The organism is Xanthomonas pisi DSM 18956, from assembly GCF_001010415.1.
Taxonomy (GTDB): domain Bacteria; phylum Pseudomonadota; class Gammaproteobacteria; order Xanthomonadales; family Xanthomonadaceae; genus Xanthomonas; species Xanthomonas pisi.
The window spans coordinates 50,867-72,863 of record NZ_JPLE01000006.1; the positions used below are offsets into that span (position 1 = coordinate 50,867).

The 21,997-nt window shown below is 66.4% G+C and carries 20 protein-coding genes; 17 read left to right on the plus strand and 3 right to left on the minus strand.

What is annotated here, in order from left to right:
- Positions 1 to 614 precede the first annotated feature (614 nt).
- The 3 genes from Y887_RS00675 to Y887_RS00685 all read left to right on the plus strand — a co-directional run bounded on the left by Y887_RS00675 (position 615) and on the right by Y887_RS00685 (position 5,178).
- On the plus strand, positions 615 to 1,115 hold the full coding sequence (locus Y887_RS00675; protein WP_046962514.1) for a TspO/MBR family protein: 501 nt from the start codon (positions 615 to 617) through the stop codon (positions 1,113 to 1,115).
- 569 nt (positions 1,116 to 1,684) lie between these two features.
- Entirely contained in the window at positions 1,685 to 4,192 is a 2,508-nt protein-coding gene (thrA, locus tag Y887_RS00680) for a bifunctional aspartate kinase/homoserine dehydrogenase I (RefSeq protein ID WP_046962515.1), read from the plus strand.
- On the plus strand, positions 4,189 to 5,178 hold the full coding sequence (locus Y887_RS00685) for a homoserine kinase (RefSeq protein ID WP_046962516.1): 990 nt from the start codon (positions 4,189 to 4,191) through the stop codon (positions 5,176 to 5,178). Before thrA ends, Y887_RS00685 begins: the two co-directional genes overlap by 4 nt.
- 71 nt (positions 5,179 to 5,249) lie before the next feature.
- On the opposite strand, the gene Y887_RS00690 is transcribed toward Y887_RS00685, so the two are convergent.
- Positions 5,250 to 5,564 carry an EthD family reductase gene (locus Y887_RS00690; protein WP_046962517.1) on the minus strand — a complete coding sequence of 105 codons (315 nt, stop codon included), beginning with the start codon at positions 5,562 to 5,564 and terminating at the stop codon, positions 5,250 to 5,252.
- Between the two features lie 158 nt (positions 5,565 to 5,722).
- Between Y887_RS00690 and thrC the strand changes: the two genes are divergently transcribed.
- Positions 5,723 to 7,027, plus strand: coding sequence for a threonine synthase (gene thrC / locus Y887_RS00695; RefSeq protein WP_046962518.1), 1,305 nt, complete (start codon positions 5,723 to 5,725; stop codon positions 7,025 to 7,027).
- Positions 7,028 to 7,129: 102 nt separating this feature from the next.
- The gene (locus tag Y887_RS00700) at positions 7,130 to 7,873 is read left to right on the plus strand and encodes a murein L,D-transpeptidase catalytic domain family protein (protein ID WP_046962519.1); all 744 of its coding nucleotides are present in this window, start codon (positions 7,130 to 7,132) and stop codon (positions 7,871 to 7,873) included.
- Between the two features lie 212 nt (positions 7,874 to 8,085).
- Here the strand turns inward: Y887_RS00700 and Y887_RS00705 are convergent, their stop codons facing one another.
- Entirely contained in the window at positions 8,086 to 8,847 is a 762-nt protein-coding gene (locus tag Y887_RS00705; protein WP_104611301.1) for a Crp/Fnr family transcriptional regulator, read from the minus strand.
- 109 nt (positions 8,848 to 8,956) lie between these two features.
- Between Y887_RS00705 and hisS the strand changes: the two genes are divergently transcribed.
- From hisS to Y887_RS00765, 12 genes are all read left to right on the plus strand, one after another.
- Positions 8,957 to 10,393, plus strand: coding sequence for a histidine--tRNA ligase (gene hisS, locus Y887_RS00710; protein WP_046962520.1), 1,437 nt, complete (start codon positions 8,957 to 8,959; stop codon positions 10,391 to 10,393).
- Positions 10,393 to 10,689 (plus strand): hypothetical protein, encoded by a 297-nt coding sequence (locus Y887_RS00715; RefSeq protein WP_052764917.1) that lies wholly within the window; start codon positions 10,393 to 10,395, stop codon positions 10,687 to 10,689. Before hisS ends, Y887_RS00715 begins: the two co-directional genes overlap by 1 nt.
- Before the next feature lie 216 nt (positions 10,690 to 10,905).
- Entirely contained in the window at positions 10,906 to 11,232 is a 327-nt protein-coding gene (locus Y887_RS00720) for a YerC/YecD family TrpR-related protein (RefSeq protein ID WP_046962521.1), read from the plus strand.
- Positions 11,233 to 11,241: 9 nt separating this feature from the next.
- Positions 11,242 to 12,156, plus strand: coding sequence for an ATP phosphoribosyltransferase (gene hisG / locus Y887_RS00725; RefSeq protein WP_046962522.1), 915 nt, complete (start codon positions 11,242 to 11,244; stop codon positions 12,154 to 12,156).
- Positions 12,153 to 13,448, plus strand: coding sequence for a histidinol dehydrogenase (hisD, locus tag Y887_RS00730; protein WP_046962523.1), 1,296 nt, complete (start codon positions 12,153 to 12,155; stop codon positions 13,446 to 13,448). Before hisG ends, hisD begins: the two co-directional genes overlap by 4 nt.
- A complete protein-coding gene (gene hisC / locus Y887_RS00735) occupies positions 13,445 to 14,533 on the plus strand; it encodes a histidinol-phosphate transaminase (protein WP_046962524.1) in 1,089 nt (362 codons plus the stop codon). The genes hisD and hisC overlap by 4 nt, the downstream gene beginning before the upstream one ends.
- Positions 14,530 to 15,657 (plus strand): bifunctional histidinol-phosphatase/imidazoleglycerol-phosphate dehydratase HisB, encoded by a 1,128-nt coding sequence (gene hisB / locus Y887_RS00740; protein ID WP_046962525.1) that lies wholly within the window; start codon positions 14,530 to 14,532, stop codon positions 15,655 to 15,657. The genes hisC and hisB overlap by 4 nt, the downstream gene beginning before the upstream one ends.
- Positions 15,654 to 16,256 (plus strand): imidazole glycerol phosphate synthase subunit HisH, encoded by a 603-nt coding sequence (hisH, locus tag Y887_RS00745; RefSeq protein ID WP_046962526.1) that lies wholly within the window; start codon positions 15,654 to 15,656, stop codon positions 16,254 to 16,256. The genes hisB and hisH overlap by 4 nt, the downstream gene beginning before the upstream one ends.
- Positions 16,253 to 16,987, plus strand: coding sequence for a 1-(5-phosphoribosyl)-5-[(5-phosphoribosylamino)methylideneamino]imidazole-4-carboxamide isomerase (hisA, locus tag Y887_RS00750; protein WP_046962527.1), 735 nt, complete (start codon positions 16,253 to 16,255; stop codon positions 16,985 to 16,987). The genes hisH and hisA overlap by 4 nt, the downstream gene beginning before the upstream one ends.
- Positions 16,981 to 17,757, plus strand: coding sequence for an imidazole glycerol phosphate synthase subunit HisF (gene hisF, locus Y887_RS00755; protein WP_046962528.1), 777 nt, complete (start codon positions 16,981 to 16,983; stop codon positions 17,755 to 17,757). The genes hisA and hisF overlap by 7 nt, the downstream gene beginning before the upstream one ends.
- Entirely contained in the window at positions 17,747 to 18,367 is a 621-nt protein-coding gene (hisIE, locus tag Y887_RS00760) for a bifunctional phosphoribosyl-AMP cyclohydrolase/phosphoribosyl-ATP diphosphatase HisIE (RefSeq protein ID WP_046962529.1), read from the plus strand. The genes hisF and hisIE overlap by 11 nt, the downstream gene beginning before the upstream one ends.
- A 297-nt stretch (positions 18,368 to 18,664) precedes the next feature.
- On the plus strand, positions 18,665 to 20,251 hold the full coding sequence (locus tag Y887_RS00765; protein WP_046962530.1) for a calcineurin-like phosphoesterase C-terminal domain-containing protein: 1,587 nt from the start codon (positions 18,665 to 18,667) through the stop codon (positions 20,249 to 20,251).
- Between the two features lie 315 nt (positions 20,252 to 20,566).
- Here the strand turns inward: Y887_RS00765 and Y887_RS00770 are convergent, their stop codons facing one another.
- Positions 20,567 to 21,601 (minus strand): C13 family peptidase, encoded by a 1,035-nt coding sequence (locus Y887_RS00770; RefSeq protein WP_046962531.1) that lies wholly within the window; start codon positions 21,599 to 21,601, stop codon positions 20,567 to 20,569.
- Positions 21,602 to 21,997: the final 396 nt, after the last annotated feature.

Below are 21,997 nucleotides of genomic sequence, written 5' to 3' on the forward strand. Positions count from 1 at the left end.
GCCTCCCGTAAAATTGATCCAGCCATAACTAGAGGTCTCCGGCACACTAGCCAGCGAGGAGACCAACGATGCGCAAGAGCAAATTCACCGAGAGCCAGATCGTCGCCACGCTGAAGCAGGTTGAGGGCCGAATAACGGGGTCGAATAACGGGGTCAGGTTAACTTATCAGTCGACGGTGTTCGGTTTGCGAATAACGGGGTCAGGTTAACTTATCAGTCGACGGTGTTCGGTTTGCGTGGCCGATGAGCGGGCATGACGCCCGCAAAAAAGGGGGGGCGGAGTGCCTGCGCTGGCTAAGTTAGCTAAGCATCTGGCCCAGCGATACGCTGCCGGGTTGTCGGTCAGGCGACCACGCACAGGAGTGAAGTGTAGCGATAGCAGCGAAGGACGTAGTCCGCACTCTCCACAAGACATTCTTTGTGCTGCTTTGCCGACGTCCCCCAGGTTTGCGTAGCCCCCAGTTTGCAGTCCAATTCCCCACTCCCAGGAGATGGGACATGACGGCACGAATCCGTACGGCGTTAGCCGAGCACGGAATCGCTTGTGTGCTTAGTCGCGGCTTGCACAGATGCTCTGCCAGGCTACTGAGCCCCGACAAGACTTCATGGCATTCATGACGCAAGGTATTTCAAGAAAGTCGCAATGGTTCGGCCTCTTCGGCTGGTTTGCGCTGTGCTATGCGGTCGCTGGGCTGGGTGCGATGGCATCCATCCAGGCGGCCAGCTTCTATGCAGAACTTGCGCGGCCGGTGTGGGCGCCGCCGGGCTGGTTGTTCGGGCCGGTGTGGACTGTGTTGTACGGGATGATGGCGGTGTCGGTCTGGTTGGTGTGGCGGCGCGGCAGCCGGGCGGGGACGCGTCCGGCGCTGGGCCTGTTCGTGCTGCAGCTGACGCTCAATGGTTGGTGGAGCTGGCTGTTCTTCGCGTGGCATCTCGGGGCTTGGGCATTCGCGGATATCGTGGCGTTGTGGCTGGTGCTGGCAGGAACGATTGCCATGTTCGCGAAGCGGCGGGCGCTGGCGGCGTGGCTGTTGGTGCCGTATCTGGCGTGGGTGAGCTTCGCGGCGGCGCTCAACTTTTCGGTCTGGCAACTCAATCCCCAGGTACTCGGCTGATCTCCGCTGCTGATCCTGGTGGCTCGTACTCACCGGCGCGGCAATAGCGACGATCTGTTGCTTGCTGCGAACTGATGCGGGCAGCGAAGCGACGCCTCGCCCGCAAGCGGTCTAGTCAGTTGTATCGCGTCATCTGAGCGCATGACACTACCAATCGAGGTTCGAAACCTGCGCAGGGCGGCTCTTCAAAGTCGTTCCAAAAGTTTCCATGGCAATCAATTGCTTGCGCGCGCGATGCTTAAATCCCTGAGCAGCAAGGTTTTCTGTTTCGCGCCCCGAGCGCGTGCGCGTGCCCATTCACGCAATGCTTGACAGGCCTCGGCCCTGTGATGTCTTTTGCATGCATGGATAACACCTCCGCCCGTGTTTCGCTTCTCTGCCAGCCGCAGCTGCGGCAGGGTGCGAGCGTGGCCGGCATTACCACCACCATTACCACCGTCACCATTCGCCCGGTGCGGCCCGTCGTCTTCGCGTAACTTCCGAAAACAACGGCCCCGCACCCGGATCAGGATGCGGGGGCTTTCCTCCCTCATCTGATGCGGACGGGGCCTCCCTAACGAGGTCTGTCGATGTCATCGTCTGTCGTTTCGCTCGAACCCGCTGCTGTTGCCGCCTCTTCCGCACGCACCGTCGTGCACAAATTCGGCGGCACCTCGGTGGCCGATGCCGAGCGCTACCGGCATGTGGCGCAGTTGTTGCTCGCCCGCGACGAGACGGTGCAGGTCACCGTGGTGTCGGCGATGAAGGGGGTGACCGATGCCTTGATCGAACTGGCCGAGCTGGCCGCACAGAACCGCCCGGAGTGGCGTGAGCGCTGGCATGAAACGCGCGCGCGCCATCGCGGTGCGGCGGTGGCCTTGCTTGGCGAACACTCGGGGCCGACGGTGGAGTGGCTGGACGAGCGCTTCGAGCACCTGTCGCAAATCCTCGGTGCATTGGCGGTGATCGGCGAGCTGCCGCGCGAGGTGCTCGACCGCGTGCAAGGCCTGGGCGAGGTGTATTCGGCGCAATTGCTCGGCGATCATTTCCGCGCGCTTGGCGAAGATTGCGCGGTCCTGGATGCGCGCGATGTGCTGGTGGTCAATCGCGGCGAACTCGGTGTGGATGTGGACTGGGACACCAGCGCGCAGCGCCTTGCCACCTGGCGCCAGGCGCATCCGCAGACGCGCGTGGTGGTCACCGGCTTCGTGGCGCGCGACCGCGCCGACCGCATCACCACGCTGGGGCGCAACGGCAGCGATTATTCCGGCGCGATCTTCGCGGCCTTGTTCGATGCCGATGAGCTGCATATCTGGACCGATGTGGACGGCGTGCTGTCGGCCGACCCGCGCGTGGTGCCCGAGGCGGTGCAGCTGGAAACGCTGAGCTACGACGAGGCTTGCGAACTGGCGTACTTCGGGGCCAAGGTGGTGCATCCGCAGACCATGTCGCCGGCGATCGAACGCGGTTTGCCGATCATCATCCGCAACACCTTCCAGCCGGAACATCCGGGCACGCGCATCACTGCCAGCAGCGCGGTGAGCGGGCCGATCAAGGGGCTGACGCTCAGCCCCGACCTGGCCGTGCTGAATCTGGAGGGCACCGGATTGATCGGCGTGCCCGGCACCGCCGAGCGGGTGTTCGCGGCGCTGCGCACGGCGCAGGTGTCGGTGGTGATGATCTCGCAGGGCTCGTCGGAGCATTCGATCTGTTGCGTGGTCAAACAGCACGAGTCCGAGCGCGCACGCAATGCCTTGCTGCAGGCGTTTGCGCATGAACTCACGGTCGGTCAGGTGCAGCGCGTGCAGCTGACCACCGGCATCAGTGTGCTCGCTGCGGTGGGCGATGGCATGGCCGGGCAGCCCGGTGTGGCGGCGCGGCTGTTCGAGTCCCTGGGGCGTGCACAGGTCAATATCCTGGCGATTGCGCAGGGCTCGTCGGAGCGCAACATCTCGGTGGCCATCGACGCAGCGCATGCGACCAAGGCCTTGCGCGCGGCGCACGCCGGCTTCTGGCTCTCGCCGCAGACGTTCTCGGTGGGCGTGATCGGTCCGGGCAATGTGGGCGCGGCGTTGCTGGATCAGTTGCGCATTGCGCAGCCGCAGTTGCTGGGCAAGGCCAATCTGGATCTGCGGCTGCGCGCAGTGGTCTCGCGTGGGCGCATGTTGCTGGACGAGCGCGGTCTGGTCGGCAACTGGCGCGATGCCTTCGCCTCGGCAGCCACCGCGACCGATCTGGAACGTTTCACCGCGCACCTGCTGTCCGCACACCTGCCGCATGCGGTGATCATCGACTGCAGCGGCAGCGCGGAAGTCGCCGATCGCTATGCGGACTGGTTGGCCGCCGGCATCCACGTGGTGACGCCGAACAAGCAGGCCGGCTCCGGCCCGTTGCAGCGTTATCAGGCGATCCGCGCGGCCGCCGACGCCAGCGGCGCGCGCTTCCGTTACGAGGCCACCGTGGGGGCGGGACTGCCGGTGATCACCACGCTGCGCGATCTGGTCGATACCGGCGATGCGGTGACCTCGATCGAAGGCATCTTCTCCGGCACCCTGGCGTGGTTGTTCAACAAATACGACGGCAGCGTGCCGTTTGCCGAGCTGGTCACGCAGGCGCGTGGCATGGGCTATACCGAGCCGGATCCGCGCGACGATCTGTCGGGTGTGGATGTGGCGCGCAAGCTGGTGATCCTGGCGCGCGAAGCAGGGCGTGCGATCAGTCTGGAAGATGTGCAGGTCGAAAGCCTGGTGCCCGAAGCACTGCGCCAGGCCAGCGTGGAGGATTTCATGGCGCGCCTGCATGAAGTGGATGCCACGTTCGCGCAACGCCTGCGTGATGCGCGTGCGCGCGGCAATGTGCTGCGCTATGTCGCGCAGCTGCCGCCGGATCGCGCACCGAGCGTGGGGCTGGTGGAACTGCCTGCCGATCATGCCTTCGCCAACCTGCGCCTGACCGATAACGTGGTGCAGTTCACCACGCGTCGCTACTGCGAGAACCCGTTGGTGGTGCAGGGCCCGGGTGCCGGGCCGGAAGTCACTGCGGCCGGTGTGTTTGCCGACCTGCTGCGGGTGGCGGCGGGCGAGGGGGCGCGGTTGTGAGCCAGGCGGTGATCGGTCAATCGGCAGTCGCGCAGGCGCAAGGCGCGTCGCGCGGCGCGCACGCTCCGCACCAGGCGCGCGCCTTCGCCCCGGCATCGGTTGCCAACGTGGCCGTGGGCTTTGACCTGTTGGGATATCCGGTCGATGGCGTGGGCGATACGGTGACCGTGCGTCGTGTCGACGCGCCGGTGGTGCGCATCGCCGCCATTCGCGGCACGACCGTCGCGTTGCCGCTGGATGCCGAGCGCAACACCGCCGGTGCGGCCTTGATGTCGCTGCGCGCTGCGTTGGGTCTGCCATACGGCTTTGAAGTGGAGATCGACAAGGGCATTGCGCTGAGCTCGGGCATGGGGGGCTCGGCAGCGTCGTGTGTGGCCGCGTTGGTGGCGGCAAACGCGCTGCTGGAGACGCCGCTGAGCAATGCGCAGCTGTACCAGCATGCGCTCGACGGCGAAGCCGTCGCCAGCGGGAGCCGGCATGGCGACAATCTGGGGCCGTTGTTTTTGGGCGGTCTGGTGTTGTGCACGCTGGAGCGGCTGGTGCCGATCGCAGTGCCGGCGGCCTGGCACAGCTTGCTGGTGCACCCGGACGCGGTGCTGGAAACCCGACGTGCGCGCGAGGCCCTGGCCGGCGATTACCAGTTGCGCGAGTTCGTCGCGCAGAGCACCAATCTTGCGTTGGTATTGGCGGGCTGCCATGCCGGCGATGCTGGGTTGGTGCGCGCCGGCCTGCGCGATGTACTGGTGGAGCCACGCCGTGCGCCATTGATCGCCGGCTTCGCAGCCGCCAAGCAGGCTGCGCTGGCGCATGACGCGATGGGGGCAAGCATTTCCGGTGCCGGCCCCAGCGTGTTTGCCTGGTTCGAAACGCGCGCCGCCGCGCACGCCGCAGCGCCTGCGGTACAGGCTGCCTTCGCGGCTGCCGGGTTCGCTAGCCAGTCCTGGATATCGCCGATCGCCAGCCCGGCCGCACGGCTGATCGAATGAGCCGGCATCTGCACCTCTCGGCTCAAAACGATGCAGCGTGCGGGGTATGGGCCACGCACGCTGCACGCACCTCATTCCACCACGACCTCGCTGATCTGCATCACCGGGCTCAGGTCGGTGTAGTTGGGGATGTCGCCCAGGATCTCCGCTGCGTGCGGGCCGAAGCTGCCGTTGAACGCTTCCACCGACTCGCAAAAGATATGACACATGCCGATGAAGGCCGGCGTACTGCCGGGGTCGCCGCCACTGAGTCCCTTGTCCACCGTGTAACGCAGGCAGGCTGCGCCCATGCGCGCGCTCACCAGCGGCATGTGCTGGTCGCGGTAGTAGACGTGGTCGAAACGGGCACCTTCGCGGTAGGGGTACATCACGCTGACCTTGATCATCTGCCAACTCCACGGAAAGGTGCGCGCAGCATAGCGCCGTGTCAGTACGGGCAGGGGACCATTCGGCGGAACGCAGCAACCGCGCCAACCATGCCCATTCCTACGATCATTTCATTGCCGGGTAACGCCCGGTCCCGCTTTTGCCTGGAGTCACGTTGATGTTCATCTCCACCCGTGGCGGCGCGCCCGCCGCAAGCCTGAGTCAGGCGATTGCCGCCGGCCTGGCTCCCGATGGCGGACTGTATGTGCCGCAGACCGTGCCGCCGTCACGCACGCTGGCTGCCGGCGCCGACCTGGCCGCGACAGCCACCACGTTGCTGCAGCCGTTTTTCGAAGGCGATGCGTTGGCACCCGAGCTGCCCGCCATCTGTGCCGAGGCGTTCGACTTCCCGGCGCCGTTGGTGGCATTGGCCACGCCCGGCGACTACGCACTGGAGCTGTTTCATGGGCCGACCGCCGCATTCAAGGATTTCGGTGCGCGCTTCCTGGCGGCCTGCCTGACCCGGTTGCGCCATGCCGAAGACCGTCCGCTCACCATATTGGTGGCCACCTCCGGCGATACCGGCGCTGCGGTGGCGGCGGCATTCCATCGCCAACCCGGTCTGCGCGTGGTGGTGCTGTATCCGGACGGCCGCGTGTCGCCGCGTCAGGCGCATCAGCTGGGCTGCTTTGGCGACAACATCCAGGCCCTGCGTGTGGCCGGCTCGTTCGACGATTGCCAGACCATGGTCAAGCAGGCCCTGAACGATGCGCCGCTGCAGGCGCAGCTGCCGCTGAGCTCGGCCAACAGCATCAGCCTGGGCCGGCTGCTGCCGCAGATGAGCTATTACGCGCACGCGGGCCTGCAGCACCAGGCCGCCACGGGCGGTGTGCTGAATCTGGTGGTGCCCACCGGCAATCTGGGCAACGGGCTGGCGGCGATCCTGGCGCGTGCGCTCGGGGTGCCGTTGGGCAAGATCGCGCTGGCGTCCAATGCCAACCACGTGTTGCCCGATTACTTTGCCGGCGACGATTACGCGCCGCAGCCCAGCGTGGCGACCCTGGCCAATGCGATGGACGTGGGTGCACCGAGCAATTTCGAGCGGCTGCGCTGGTTGTATCAAGGCGACGATGCGGCATTGCGCGAGGCCTTCCGGGCGTTGTCGGTCGACGATGCGGCCATCAGCCACACCATCCGGCAGCGGTATGCGCGCTACGGCGAGGTGCATTGCCCGCACACCGCCACCGCAGTGCATGTGCTGGAGCAACTGCGCGCCGAAGGTGCCGAGGGCGTCACCGGCGACTGGGCCGTGGCTGCCACCGCGCACCCGGCCAAGTTCGAGGGCGTGGTGGAGCCGTTGATCGGCCGCGCGGTCGATGTGCCGCCGGCGCTGGCAGCGTTGTTGCAGCGTCCCGCGCACGCCGAAGCGCTGGCGCCGGACTACGCGGCATTCCGGCAGCGCCTGCTTGCGGATGCGGCCTGAGCCAAACGCGTTCAGCCAGCCGGGGTTGGAAAGTACCGCGCATGGGGCTATCTCTATCGGGGTGCGGCCCCGCGTGGCGCCGCGTTCGATGTGGGTTGCTGCATGTCTTATCGAGTGATGGCCGTTGCCGCCGCGTTATGCGGCTGGGCAGTGCCGGGTGCGGCCATGGCGGCCGATGCATGGTCTGTGTCGCCGGTGTCGCCCTTGGGCGCACCGCGTGCGGGGCTGATCGATGCCCTGGCGCGTCAGGCGCCGTCGCTGGATCGCCAGGTCCTGGCGCTGGCCACCGAAGCGTTGCAGTGCGCGCGCCAACGCCAGCAAGTGGGCGACGAACGTGTGCTCAGCGTCATCGATTACAGCCGGCCCTCGACCGAGCGCCGGCTATGGGTGTTCGATCTGGCCAAGCAGCGTTTGTTGTTTCAGGAATGGGTGGCGCACGGGCGTAACACGGGCGAGAACCTGGCGGCGAAGTTCTCCAACGCCGACGGCAGCTTCCAGTCCAGCCTGGGCGCGTTTACCGCGCAGGAGTCGTATACCGGCCACAACGGCTACTCGTTGCGGCTCAAGGGCCTGGAGCCGGGCTTCAACGATCACGCACGCGACCGCGCCATCGTCATCCACGGCGCGCCCTATGTCAGCGAGGCGATCATCCGTACTCAGGGCCGGCTCGGGCGCAGCCTGGGTTGCCCCGCAGTGCGGCCGGCAGTGGCCAGGCAGCTGATCGATACCTTGCGCGAAGGCGCGTTCGTCTTCGCCTATTACCCGGACCGCGCCTGGCTGCGGCAGTCTCACCTACTCAGTAGCGGCTGCGGTGCATCGGTGGCGAGTGCGGCCGGTGGCCGCTGACGCGCACTGCGCTGCGTCTTGATCCGGGAATGCAGTTGAAACCAGCGCTGGCGTGATTGGAGCGCCGCTGCGCGGCTGCCGCGTTGGGTGCCGCCACCAGGGCGGCGCATGGGTGTGTTCAACGCCACTGCTGGCAGTGCGGCGTTGCCAACGCGCGGTGGGGCGGTCATGCAATCCGGCCAGCCGTTCAACCGCCATCGGCCGGCCAGCGCTTAGACCGTATCGCCTGCCAGGCGGCGCAGGGCGGCGTAATCCAGGATCTGCACCCGCTGCAATTGCGGTAGCGCGATCAGCTGCTGCTGCCTGAGTTTGGTGAAGGTGCGGCTCACGGTTTCCATGGTCAGGCCGAGATGATCGGCGATGTCGCCGCGACTCATCGGCAATGCCACGGTGTCGCCGCTGGCGCCGGGCTCGGTGGAGCGGGCGGCCAGGCGCAACAGAAAGTGCGCCAGCCGTTCGCTGGGTTGCAGCCGCGCCAGCAGCAGGCCGGTGTCCTGCGCGGCGGCCAGTTCCATGCTGGCGCGTTGCAGCAGCTTGCGTTCCAGGTGCGGGGAGCGATCGCGCAACTGGCGCATCTGCGCCAGCGGCGTGCGACACACGCGGGTTTGCACGATGGCTTCGATATCGTGGCGGTGCTGCGCGGTTTCGGTCAGCCCTACATAGTCCCCTGGCAGCACGAAACCGGTGATCTGGCGGCGGCCGTCGGCCAGCGTGCGCACCATGCGCAAGGCGCCGGAGGTGACGGTGTAGACATGCTGGCGCGCATCGCCGGCACGCACCAGCGTACTGCCGGGGGCATGGCTGGACGCGGTGGTGGCCTGATCGAGCGCGTCCATTTCCTGTGGCGACAATGCCGCGCAGATCGCACGGCCGCGGACCGCGCATAGCGCGCAATCGGAGCTGTGCGCGGCGCTGCCGTGTGCCGCGCCGGGCGCCGGACAGGTCGTGCTGGGGTCTGGAAGCTGCCGATACATGGTCACGCACTGCCTGGGACGCAGATCAATGATACGCCATGCGGTCCGCACGCCCGCCCAGCCGGTAGAATTACCGGCTCGCCCCAGTCGTCCTGCAGGAGTTTCGCTCGTGATCAAGCCCCGTACGCCGCCCGGCATCATGGAATTGCTGCCGCGCGAGCAGATCGCGTTCCAGCGCATGCTGGACGTCATCCGCCGCAATTACGAGCGGTTCGGGTTCCTGCCGGTCGAGACCCCGGTGTTCGAGCTTTCCGACGTGCTGCTGACCAAGTCCGGCGGCGAAACCGAGCGCCAGGTGTACTTCGTGCAGTCCACCGGCGCGTTGGCCAATGCCGCTGCCGCAGCCGACGAGGGTGCCGAGAGCGGCGGCCTGCCGGAGCTGGCGCTGCGCTTCGACCTCACCGTGCCGCTGGCCCGCTACGTGGCCGAGCACGAGCACGATCTGAGCTTCCCGTTCCGTCGTTATCAGATGCAGCGCGTGTATCGCGGCGAGCGCGCGCAGCGCGGGCGTTTCCGCGAGTTCTACCAGTGCGATATCGATGTGATCGGCAAGGATGCGCTGAGCATCCGCTACGACGCCGAAGTGCTGGCGGTGATCCACGCGGTGTTTGCCGAGCTGGGCATCGGCGATTTCAAGGTGCAGTTGAACAACCGCAAACTGCTGCGCGGCTTTTTCGAAAGCCTGGGCGTGGCCGAGGGCGAGCTGCAGCTGGCGGTGCTGCGCGAGGTCGACAAGATCGACAAGCGCGGTGCCGATTACGTGCGCGACACGCTGGTGGGCGAGGGCTTCAACATTGCCGCCGAGCAGGTGGCCAAGATCCTGGACTTCGTGGCGGTGCGCTCCAGCGGGCATGCCGATGCGCTGGCGCAGCTGCAGGCGCTGGAAGCCTCGGTAGGCGCGAGCGCGACGCTGGGCGAGGGCATTGCAGAGCTGCGCGAGGTGCTGGAACTGGTCAGGGCCTTGGGCGTGCCGGAGACGGCGTACTGCCTGAACTTCTCGATCGCGCGCGGGCTGGATTACTACACCGGCACCGTCTACGAAACTACGCTGACCGATCACCCGCAGATCGGCTCGATCTGCTCGGGCGGCCGCTACGAGAGCCTGGCCAGCCACTACACCAAGTCCAAGCTGCCGGGCGTGGGCATCTCGATCGGCCTGACCCGCCTGTTCTGGCAACTGCGCGAGGCCGGCCTGATCCAGGGCATCGCCGAAAGCAGCGTGCAGGCCATGGTGGCGCTGATGGACGAGACCCGCCTGGACGACGCGCTGGATATCGCGCGCCGCCTGCGTATCGGCGGCATCAACACCGAAGTGCAGATGGAGCCGAAGAAGGTCGGCAAGCAGTTCCAGTACGCCGCCCGCGCGGGCATCCGCTTTGTGGTGCTGGCCGGCGACGACGAGCTGGCGCGCGGCGTGGTGGCGGTCAAGGATCTCGTGCGTGAGCAGCAGTTCGATGTGGCGCGCGAGGAGTTGGCGAGCACGCTGCAGGTGGAGCTGGAGCAGGCCAAGGCGATGCTGGTGCCGGGTGCTGTTCGGTCCGGCTGATGCGTGACTCGATCGAAATCGTGCTGGACGGGCCTGTGTTCTTCGCTCAGCAAGACGAGGAGCAATTTTTCAGTTGGCTTGCCGCCTTGCCCGCCTACGCCGGGGTCAAGGGCAGGGGCCGTCAGTTGCATCTGGAATTGACCGTGCCGGTAGATCCCGCGACGGTCGAATCCTTGTTGGTGATCTGTCACCGATGGGAGATCGACAAAGCGCCTCTGGCGCCTCTGAAGACTGAGGCAGTGTCATGGCACGTGTTGTGGGCTCCCACGGTACCGAAGGGGAATGGCGCCTTCTAGGGCAATGCCGCGGTTGTGATGCTCGTTGAGGCGTCCGGCCCGGTCACGTCATCGTTTGTGATCGTCACGCGGGCAGCTTCGATTTCGCCAGGACTGTCGGGGGCTGAATGATCGCCGTCATGCATCAGCCTTAACGTTCTCGATTCCCCAGACCCAGGCGGGGTGACAACGCTGCCTGCTTGCGTTAATGTACTAGCACGCTATTACATTAACGCAATGAAACAACGCCCTGCTCCCCGCGAAACCACCGACGTTGCCGCCTCCCTCAAGATGCTGGCCAATGCCCTGGCGTGCCTGAAAGACCCTGGCGCGGTTGAGGCCTTTCTGCGCGACCTGTGCACGCCTGCCGAGCTGGAGGCCATGTCCGATCGTTGGCGGGTGGTGCCGTTGCTGATCAAGGGCGTGCCTTACCGCGAAATCCATGAGCTGACCCAGGTCAGCGTCACCACCATCGGGCGCGTTGCGCGCACGCTGGAACACGGCGCCGGCGGCTATGCCGCGGCCCTGCGCGAGCAAGCCGCGCGCCCCGTCGATTCCCACTGAGAGAACAAGATGAGTGCTTCCACGGCAGCGCCGGCACGTGACCGGTTGCGTATTGCCATCCAGAAAAACGGCCGCCTGGCCGAGCCGGCGCGCAGCCTGCTGGCAGCCTGCGGGCTGAGCTGGCGGCAGAGCCGCGACAAACTGTTCTGCTATGGCGAATCGTTGCCGGTGGACCTGTTGCTGGTGCGCGACGACGACATCCCGGGCCTGATCGCCGATGGCGTCTGCGACCTGGGCATCGTGGGGCAGAACGAGCTGGACGAGCAGGCATCGGCGCGTCGCCGCGCGGGCTTGCCGGCCGCCTACCACGCGGTGCGCGGCGTCGGTTTCGGCCAATGCCGGCTGATGCTGGCGGTGCCGGAAGAATGGGACTGGCAGGGCGTGGCGCAACTGGCCGGCAAGCGCATCGCCACCAGCTACCCGGCGATCCTGGCCGACTGGCTGGAGCGGCAGGGCATCGACGCGACGGTGGTGGAGCTCTCCGGTTCGGTGGAAATCGCCCCGCGCCTGGGGACCGCCGATCTGATTTGCGACCTGGTGTCCAGTGGCGCCACGTTGGCAGCCAACCAGCTCAAGCCGGTCGAGCTGGTCATGGAAAGCGAGGCCGTGTTGGCCGGCGCGGTGCGCGAACCGGCCGATGCGCGTGCCGGCCTGCTGGCCATGTTGCTGCGACGGATGGACGGCGTATTGAAGCTGCGCGACAGCAAGCTGCTGATGTTCCGCGCCGAACACGGCAATGTGGATGCGCTGCGTCGCCTGCTGCCCGATGCCGACCCGCTGGTGCAACTGCCCGACGACGGCAACGGCGCGCTGCGGCTGCAGACCATGTGCCACGGCGCGGTGACCTGGCAGCGGTTGGAAGAACTCGAACGCGCAGGTGCGCAAGGTCTGATGGTGTTGACGGTGGAGCGCTCGCTGGCATGAACATTCTCGATTGGTCGCAACTGGATGCCGCTGCGCGCAGCCAGGCATTGACCCGCCCGGCACAGACCGTGGCAACGCAGACGCGCGAGGCGGTCGCCGCCTTGATTTCCGATGTGCGTACGCGTGGCGACAGTGCCTTGCGCGAGATCACAGCGCGTTTCGATGGCGTCTCATTGGACAGTTTCGCAGTGAGCGAGGCCGAATTCGCCGCCGCCGAGGCGGCCGTGGCACCGCAACTGCGTCAGGCCATGCAGGACGCGGTGGCGCGCATCGACACCTTCCACCGCGCCGGCATGAGCGATGGCTATGCCGTGGAAACTGCGCCCGGTGTGGTCTGCGAGAAAATCGTGCGGCCGATCGGCCGGGTGGGGCTGTACGTGCCGGCCGGCAGCGCGCCGTTGCCGTCGACCGCGTTGATGCTCGGTGTTCCCGCGCGCCTGGCCGGCTGCCGCGAGGTAGTGCTGTGCACGCCACCGCGCAAGGATGGCAGCGTGGATCCAGCGGTCCTGGTGGCTGCACAGCTGACCGGCGTGCGTCGGGTGTTCAAGCTCGGCGGCGCGCAGGCGATTGCGGCGATGGCCTATGGCACCGCATCTGTCCCGAGCTGCGACAAGTTGTTCGGCCCGGGCAATAGCTATGTCACCGAGGCCAAGCAGCAGGTAGCGCAGTCCGGTGCGGCAGCGATCGATATGCCGGCCGGTCCATCGGAAGTGTTGGTGATCGCAGATGCCGGCGCGCAGCCGGCCTTTGTGGCTGCCGATCTTTTATCGCAGGCAGAGCATGGACCGGATTCGCAGGTGCTGTTGGTGTCCGACAGTGATGCGTTGATCGCCGCCGTGCAAGTCGAACTGGATGCGCAACTGGCGCAGCTGTCGCGTGCCGACATCGCCCGCCAGGCGCTGGTGCAGTCGCGGCTGATCAAGGTGCAATCGCTGGACGACGCATTTGCGATCAGCAACCGCTATGCCCCCGAGCATCTGATTCTTGCGTTGCGCGAACCGCGCGCATGGTTGAACCAGGTGGAAGCGGCAGGGTCGGTGTTTCTCGGTGACTACACGCCCGAGGCGCTGGGCGATTACTGCAGCGGCACCAATCACGTGTTGCCGACCAGCGGCGCCGCGCGCGCGTATAGCGGTGTGAGCGTTGCCAGTTTCCAGAATATGGTGAGTGTGCAGGCCGCGAGCAAGGCCGGTATCGCCGGCATCGGCGAGTGCGCGCTGATTCTGGCGCGCGCCGAAGGCCTGGATGCGCACGCCAATGCAGTGGCATTGCGGATGGGAGTGGCAGCATGAGGACGTCATCGATTCTTGAACTGGTACGCGAGGACCTGCGTGCGTTTGCCGGCTATTCGTCGGCGCGCACCAGTGCGCTGCAGGGCGATGTCTGGCTCAACGCCAACGAATCGGCCTGGGGCAATCCGGCCGATCCCCATGGCAGCACGCGGCGCTACCCCGATCCGCAACCCAGGGGCCTGCGCGTGGCGCTGGCGCAGTTGTACGGTTGCGCGCCGGAGCAGCTGCTGATCGGCCGCGGCAGCGACGAGGCGATCGATCTGCTGGTGCGCGGCTTGTGCGTACCCGAGCGCGATGCGGTGCTGGTGACGCCGCCGGTGTTCGGCATGTACGCGGTGTGTGCGCGCCTGCAGAATGCCCCGCTGGTCGAGGTGCCGTTGGTCGATGGCAGCGATGGGTTCCGGGCAGACATCGGCGCCATCGTCGAGGCGGCACTGACCTCGAAGGCGAAGCTGGTGTTCCTGTGTTCGCCGTCCAACCCGGCGGGGTCGGCCATTTCGTTGCAGGACATCGAAATCGCATTGCAGGCGCTGCAGGGCAAGGCGCTGGTAATTGTCGATGAAGCCTACGGCGAATTTTCGGACGTGCCGTCTGCGGTTGCGCTGCTGGGCCGCTACGACAATCTTGCCGTACTGCGGACCTTGTCCAAGGCGCACGCGCTCGCTGCCGCACGCATCGGCAGCCTGATCGCCAATGCGGAGCTGATCGCGTTGTTGCGGCGCTGCCAGGCTCCGTATCCGGTGCCGACGCCGTGCGCGGCAATGGCCGAGCAGGCGTTGTCTGCACCGGCGCTGGAAGTCACGCGCCGGCGCATTGCCGAGGTACGCAGCGAGCGCGAGCGCATGCGCACTGCATTGATGCAGCTGCCCGGTATCCGTCAGGTCTACGCATCGCAAGGCAACTTCCTGCTGGTGCGTTTCGACGACGCCGAGGTGGCCTTCCAGGCGCTGCTGGAAGCCGGCGTGGTGGTGCGCGATCAACGCGCGGTGCCGCGCCTGTCCGATGCATTGCGCATCACGCTGGGGACGGTCGAACAGAACCAACGCGTGCTTGGCGCGCTGCAGCGCAAGCAGGAGGCGGCATGACCCCGATCCTTTTTGTCGACCGCGATGGCACGCTGATCGCAGAGCCGGCCGATTACCAGATCGACGCCTACGAGAAGCTGCGCTTTGTCGATAACGTGATCCCCGCGATGCTCAAGCTGCGCGATGCCGGCTATCAGTTCGTCATCGTCACCAATCAGGACGGGCTGGGGAGCGAGAGCTATCCGCGCGCCACGTTCGATGGCCCCAACAACCTGATGCTGCAGATTTTCGCCAGTCAGGGCATTGAGTTCCGCGAAGTGCTGATCGACTGCAGCTGGCCGGCCGACAATGCGCCTACGCGCAAGCCCGGCGTCGGCTTGATGGTGCCTTACCTGCAAGACCGCAACATCGACTGGGCACGCTCGGCGATGGTGGGCGACCGCGTGACCGACATCCAGTTTGCGCACAACCTCAACATCCGCGGCTTCCAGCTGCGTACCGACGAATTCGGCGGCGAATGGGACTGGCCGGGCATCGCCCACGCGCTGGCCGATGCGCCACGCTGTGCAACGGTCCAGCGCAATACCAAGGAAACCAGGATCCGCGTCGAGCTGGACCTGGATCGCGTGGCCGAGCCGCACACCGCCACCGGCCTGCCGTTCTTCGATCACATGCTGGAGCAAATCGGCAAGCACGGCGGTTTTGCGCTGGATATCCGCGCCGATGGCGACCTGCATATCGATGAGCACCACACCATCGAGGACACCGGCCTGGCGCTGGGCCAGGCACTGCGCGAAGCCCTGGGCAACAAGCGCGGGATTGGCCGTTACGGGTTCGATCCGCCCGAAAGCCCGTGGCTTGCGGCGGGCGAGGGCGCGCAACACGGGTTCACCTTGCCGATGGACGAGACCATCGCCAGCGCTGCGCTCGATTTCAGCGGGCGGCCGTACTTCGTGTTCGATGGCCAATTCAAGCGCGAACGCGTGGGCGATATGCCCACCGAGCTGGTGCCGCATTTCTTCCGTTCCATCTGCGATGCGTCGGGATTGAACCTGCACCTGAGCGTGCGTGGCGAGAACGATCACCACAAGGTCGAGGCGTGTTTCAAGGCGCTTGCACGCGCCCTGCGCCAGGCGATCCGTCGCGAAGGCACGGCGCTGCCGTCGACCAAGGGCGCGCTATGACCGATCTTGCGCTGATCGATGCTGGCGGAGCCAATCTGGGCTCGGTGCGCTATGCACTGGAGCGGCTCGGCGTGGAAGCACGGCTGGTGCGCGATGCGGCCGGTCTGCAGGGCGCCGATCGGGTGATCCTGCCCGGCGTCGGCGCTGCACCGGAAGCGATGAAACGGCTGCGTGCACAGGGATTGATCGAGCCGCTGCGCCACTTGCAGGTGCCGTTGATCGGCATCTGCCTGGGCATGCAGTTGCTGTTCGAGCGTTCCGAAGAAGGCGATGTGGAATGTCTGGGTGTGTTGCCGGGCGTGGTGCGCCACATGACGCCGGCGCTCGGCATCCGCGTGCCGCATATGGGTTGGAACCAATTGGTGCCGATGCGCGAATCGGCACTGCTGGCGGGCCTGCCAGAACGCGCCAGCGCCTATTTCGTGCATGGTTACGCCGCGCCGGTCACGCCGGACACCGTGGCCGCCTGCGACCACGGCGGCTTGTTCACTGCCGTGGTCCAGCAGGGCCTGCGCTGCGGCGCGCAGTTTCACCCGGAGCGCTCGGCCGACACCGGTGCCCGCATCCTGCGCAATTTTCTTGAGATGAGCTTCCCATGAGTTTTACCGTCTACCCGGCGCTGGATATCCGCAACGGGCGCGTGGTGCGCTTGTTGCAGGGCGATTACGCGCGCGAAACCCAGTATGGCGACGATGTCGTGCCGCGTGCGCAGGCGTTTGCCGATGCCGGCGCACAGTGGATGCATCTGGTGGATCTGGATGCGGCCAAGGCTGGCGGCTATACCTTGGCCGGCACGCTGGGCGAGATCGCGCGTGCCACCGGTGTGCAGGTGCAGACCGGTGGCGGCGTGCGTTCGCGCGACGACGTGGCGCGCATCCTCGACGCAGGCGCCGCGCGCGTGGTGATCGGCTCGCTGGCGGTGCGTGAGAGCGACACCGTCATTGCATGGCTGCAGGAATTTGGTGCGGACCGCCTGACCATTGCGCTGGACACGCGCCAGGATGCGGCGGGCGTGTGGCAGTTGCCGGTGCATGGCTGGACCGAAGCGGCCGAGGCCACCCTGGATCAGTTGGCGGTGCGCTATGCGCAGGCTGGCCTGCAGCACCTGCTGTGCACCGACATCGCACGCGATGGCATGTTGTCCGGGCCGAACATGGAGCTGTACGCGCATCTGCGTGCACTGACGCCGCAGCTGCAGGTGCAGGTCTCCGGCGGTGCGCGCAATCTGGCAGACGTCGCCGCGGCGAAGGCATCGGGCTGCGCCGGCATCGTGCTGGGCAAGGCCTTGCTCGAAGGTCACCTGAATCTCAAGGACGCACTGGCATGTTGAGCCGTCGCATCATTCCGTGCCTGGACGTGCGCGATGGGCGCGTGGTCAAGGGCGTCAAGTTCCGCGACCACATCGACATGGGCGACATCGTCGAACTCGCATTGCGTTACCGCGCGCAGGGCGCCGATGAGCTGGTGTTCTACGACATCGGCGCCAGCCCGGAAGGGCGCTCGGTCGATTACACCTGGGTCGAGCGCGTTGCGCGGCTGATCGATATCCCGTTCTGCGTTGCCGGCGGCATCGGCGATGTCGAGACGGCACGTGCGGTGCTGCATGCCGGCGCCGACAAGATTTCGATCAACTCGCCTGCACTGGGCCGCCCGCAGCTGATCTCCGAACTGGCCGATGCGTTCGGGGTGCAATGCGTGGTGGTCGGCATCGATTCCATTTGCGAACAAGACGGCCAATGGCGGGTGCGTCGCTATACCGGCGACCCGAGCAAGACCCAGGCCTTGCCGATGCGCACGCTGGATTGGGTGGCCGAAGCGCAGCGCCTGGGTGCCGGCGAGATCGTGCTCAACTGCATGGACAACGATGGGGTGCGGCGCGGCTACGACATCGCGCAACTGCGGCAAGTACGTGCGCTATGCAGCGTGCCGTTGATTGCCTCCGGCGGTGCGGGCGAAATGCAGCATTTTGCCGATGTGTTCGACCAGGCCGATGTGGATGGCGCCCTGGCCGCCAGCGTGTTCCATAGCGGCGCGATTCCGATCCCGGAACTCAAGCAATTCCTGCGTGCGCAACAGATCGAGGTACGTGATGGGCAGTGACACCGTGGCAACCGACGACGCGCTGCAGGCGCTGGACTGGAGCAAGGGCGACGGCTTGCTGCCGGTCATCGTGCAGGACGCCGACAACCTGCGCGTGCTGATGCTGGGCTACATGAACGCCGATGCCTTGGCAGCGACGCAGCAGCGCGGCGACGTCACCTTCTTCAGCCGCAGCAAGCAGCGCCTGTGGACCAAGGGCGAGAGCTCGGGCAACGTGCTGCGCGTGGTCTCCATCGAGGCCGACTGCGACGCCGATACGCTGCTGGTGTTGGCGCGTCCGCATGGGCCAACCTGCCATCTGGGCCGCACCAGTTGTTTTCCGAGTGCGCCTGGTCAGTTCCTCGGCAGCCTGGATGCACTGATCGCCACGCGCGAGCGCGAGCGCCCGCATGGCAGCTACACCACCAAGCTGTTCGAGCAAGGTATCCGCCGCATTGCGCAGAAGGTGGGCGAAGAGGGCGTGGAAACCGCGCTGGCCGGTGTGGTGCAGGGCGATGCGGAACTGCTCGGCGAATCGGCCGATCTGCTGTATCACCTGATCGTCCTGCTGCGCGCACGCGGCCTGGGCCTGACCGATGCGGTGGCCTTGCTGGAGTCGCGGCACAAGTAAACGGATCGGTAGAAGCGCATCTGGGCACGACGCGTTACCGATAAGGCCCCGTCGCGCCCGGGCGCGCTCCTACGGTGTGACGTGGTGTGCAGCACGCCCGCCCGCTTCGTTCGCGTGGCCATGGCAGATATAGGTTTCGCCGGCCTTTGCGTAGGAGCGCACCTGGGCGCGATGCGTTACCGATAAGGCCCCGTCGCGTCCGGGTGCGCTCCTACGGTGCGGTGCGGTTTGCACGCCTGCGCCGTCCAGGTTGCCCCGGCAGGTACAATTTCCGCTGGTCTTGGCGCGGGAACACGCATGCAGCTTCGCTTCGCTCTTCTAGCCCTGGTGGGATTCGCCGGCAGCGCGTGCGCGCGCGATGCGGTGGTCGATGGCATCGTGTACGAAGAGCGCGACGGGCGTGCCGGCCGCGGTGCCGATGAGCCTGGCCTTGCCGATGTGGCGGTGTCCAACGGCGAGCAGATCGTGCGTACCGATGCGCAGGGCCGCTACCGCTTGCCGGTGCGCGACGGGCAGACGGTGTTCGTGATCAAGCCGGGCGATCGCCGGTTCGTGCCAACCGCTGACGGATTGCCGGGGTTCTGGCGACACTACGCACCGCGCGGCTCTGCCAAGCACAACTACAGCGGCATCGCCGCCACCGGCCGCAAGACGCACGACTGGGATTTCGCGCTGACGCCGCGCGCGGAAGCGGCGGGCGCCGGGTTCGACATGCTGGTCTTTGCCGACAGCCAGACCGCCAGCCTGACCGATGTGGGCTACTACCAGCGCGATATCGTGGCGCCGCTGGTCGGCAAGACCGCCGCCCGGCTCGGCACCACGCTGGGCGACATCGTCAGCGACGATCTGAGCCTGTATCCGGCCTTGAACAAGGTCACCACGCAACTCGGCGTGCCGTGGTTCCATGTGCCCGGCAATCACGATCTCAATGTCGATGCCGGCGACGACCAGCAGTCGCTCGACAGCTGGCGTGCGGTGTACGGGCCGGACACCTATGCGGTGGAAGAGGCCAACGCCAGTTTCGTGTTTCTGGACGATGTGATCTACCTGCCAGGCGGCAAGCCGGCGTATGTGGGCGGTCTGCGCGAGGACCAGTTCGTGTTTCTGCAGAGCTATCTGGCGCAGCTGCCGCGCGAGCGCCTGCTGGTGCTGGGCATGCATATTCCGTTGTTCGATGCGGCCCCGGGGCAGGAGACCTTCCGGCATGCCGACCGCAGCCGATTGTTCGCGCTGCTGAAGGAGTTCCCGCATGTGCTGGTACTCAGCGCACACAGCCATACGCAGCGGCAGGTGGATCATGGCGCGGACGAAGGCTGGCAGGGCGCGCGCCCGCTGCACGAATACAACGTCGGCGCGGCCTGCGGTGCGTTCTGGTCCGGGGTCAAGGATGCCGACGGCATTCCCGATGCGACGATGAGCGACGGCACCCCCAACGGTTATGCGGTGCTGAAGGTTGCACCCAGCGGTGACTACACGCTGGCCTATCGCGTCGCACGCGCGACCGACGATGTGCAGTTGTCGCTGTCTGCGCCCAAGGTGCTGCGGCAGGGCGCGTATCCGGCCTGGGGGGTGTACGCAAACGTGTTCATGGGGCAGGACACCACCGTGGTGGAGTCGCGTATCGACGGTGGACCGTGGCAGGCGATGAAGCGCGTCGAGCGTGCGGACCCGGGCCTGCTTGCGGAGAACGCGCGCGACGATGCAGCGCCCGAACTGCGTGGTTACGATCGCTCGCCCGAGGCCACCGTGTCGACGCACTTATGGCGTAGCGCCTTGCCCACCACGCTCGACGTTGGCGAACATGCGATTGAGGTGCGCGCGACGTTGCCGACAGGGCAATACAGCGCACGCACGGTGTATCGCCTGCAGCGCGCCGATCCCTGAGCGGATGCAGGCGCGCAGGTCGGCGCAGCAGTGTCTTGCGGCAAGGCCCCTCGCGCACCAGTGTGCTCCGACGGAAAGGCGGTGCGGCAGTGCGTTGCGGTAAAGCCCGTCGTGCACCGGTGCGCTGCCAGGGAAAGTTGTCGAGATCCATAAACGCAAACGCCTCCACGAAGGAGGCGTCTTGAGATCCGGGCTGGCAGGCGAAGGCGCGCTGGCGAAGATCGGTGCTGGCTGGCGGAGTGCTGGCTGGCTGCGCGAGTGTAGCGGCGCAGCATTGTTGCTGACGAAATGAGAATTAGTCTCAGCGCATCGCCATCACCGCGATGCCGCAGAGGTCGGGTCGCGCGGCGCCTTGGGTCGGGACGCAGGCGATGCCGGCGTCGCCGGTCCGGCCGTGTCGGCCGCCGGTCCGGCGTCGGCTTCGCTGCGCGCATCGGTGTCCATCCCGGTGTCGGGTGCGTTCTCCAGCGGCGGGTATGGGTAGGCAACTGCCGGGCCGATGTGCAGCCCGGCGCGCCAGCGTGCCAGTACTGGCGCAATGCGCCGGCCCAGCGATTGTTGCGGCAATGACGGCAGCTCGCCGTCCTGTTTCTCGCGCGCGGTGATCGCGGTCTTGGCCATGTCGAAGGCGGTCAGCGGATCGTCGCTGCGGTTCATGGCGTCGATCAGCCAGGCCTGGCCGAAGTAGGTGGCATTGGACGTATTGCCGCAGCCGAACGATGGCCGATCCGCGCGTGCTGCGGTCAGGATCAGCGTGTCCGGCGAGCGCAGCGCCGGAATGAAGCCGCCCGAATAGCAGGCCGACAGCACGATGATGCGGTTGTCGATGCCGGCGTCGTCCAGCGCCTTGCGCAAGTCCTGCGGGCTGATGAAATCCTCTTCGTTCTGATCCACCTGGACGTAGAGCGTGTGGTCCTCGGTGCCGTGGGTGGTGACGAACAGCAGCAGCGCATCTTGCTTGCGATCCATGCGTTTGCCGATCGCAGCGAGCGTGTCGTAGAGGTTGTCGTAAGTCGCCAGCGGTGCGTACGGCTGCTCGCCCAGGTTGTCCGGGTTGTTGACCAGCGTGACCACGCGGCCGCGCGCATCGAAGCGTTGTTCGAACAATTGCTTGAGGTAGAGCGTTTCGTTGCGAAACACGTCGTCGCTGGCATCGCCGGCAAAGCCGACGACATACAGGTCGGTGACGCCGGGGCGTTGCGGTTGCAGCGCGACCAGCGCCTTCTTCAGCGCGGCCTGGTCGGCCGGGTCCACCTGCGCCGCGTCGTCCGCGGTCTGCGCCGGCAACGTCGCGCCCGCATCGGGATGGCAGCCGGCAACCAGCAAGACCACGGCCAGCAGCACCAGCATCCGGCGTATCAACGCGTGCGACGCCAAGGGTGATTGGAGCGATGGGGACAACGCCGATGCCTCGATGATGTTTGGAAGGAGGGTATGTGGAGCGATCGAACGAAGCGTGCCGTCAGGCACTGCGGTTGCCCGCAGGCAGATGCGGCGACTGCGCAAGCCGGATGGCGCGAGGCGCGGACCGGAAGGCAACATCACCTGCAACACGCTGCGTACTGTCTTCCAACCCGTTGGCGCATGCGTGAGCTTGCGAACGAGCAGCGCCACTGACTCATGCATGCGTTGGCAATCCGTGTACGCCAGGCGAGCTCGCTGCAGTGGCTTGGACGCCGCCTCGCTGCCTGCAGGCGATGTGCTCCTGCGACCGCGATCGGTGGTCGCAGACGAGCCCAACCACTC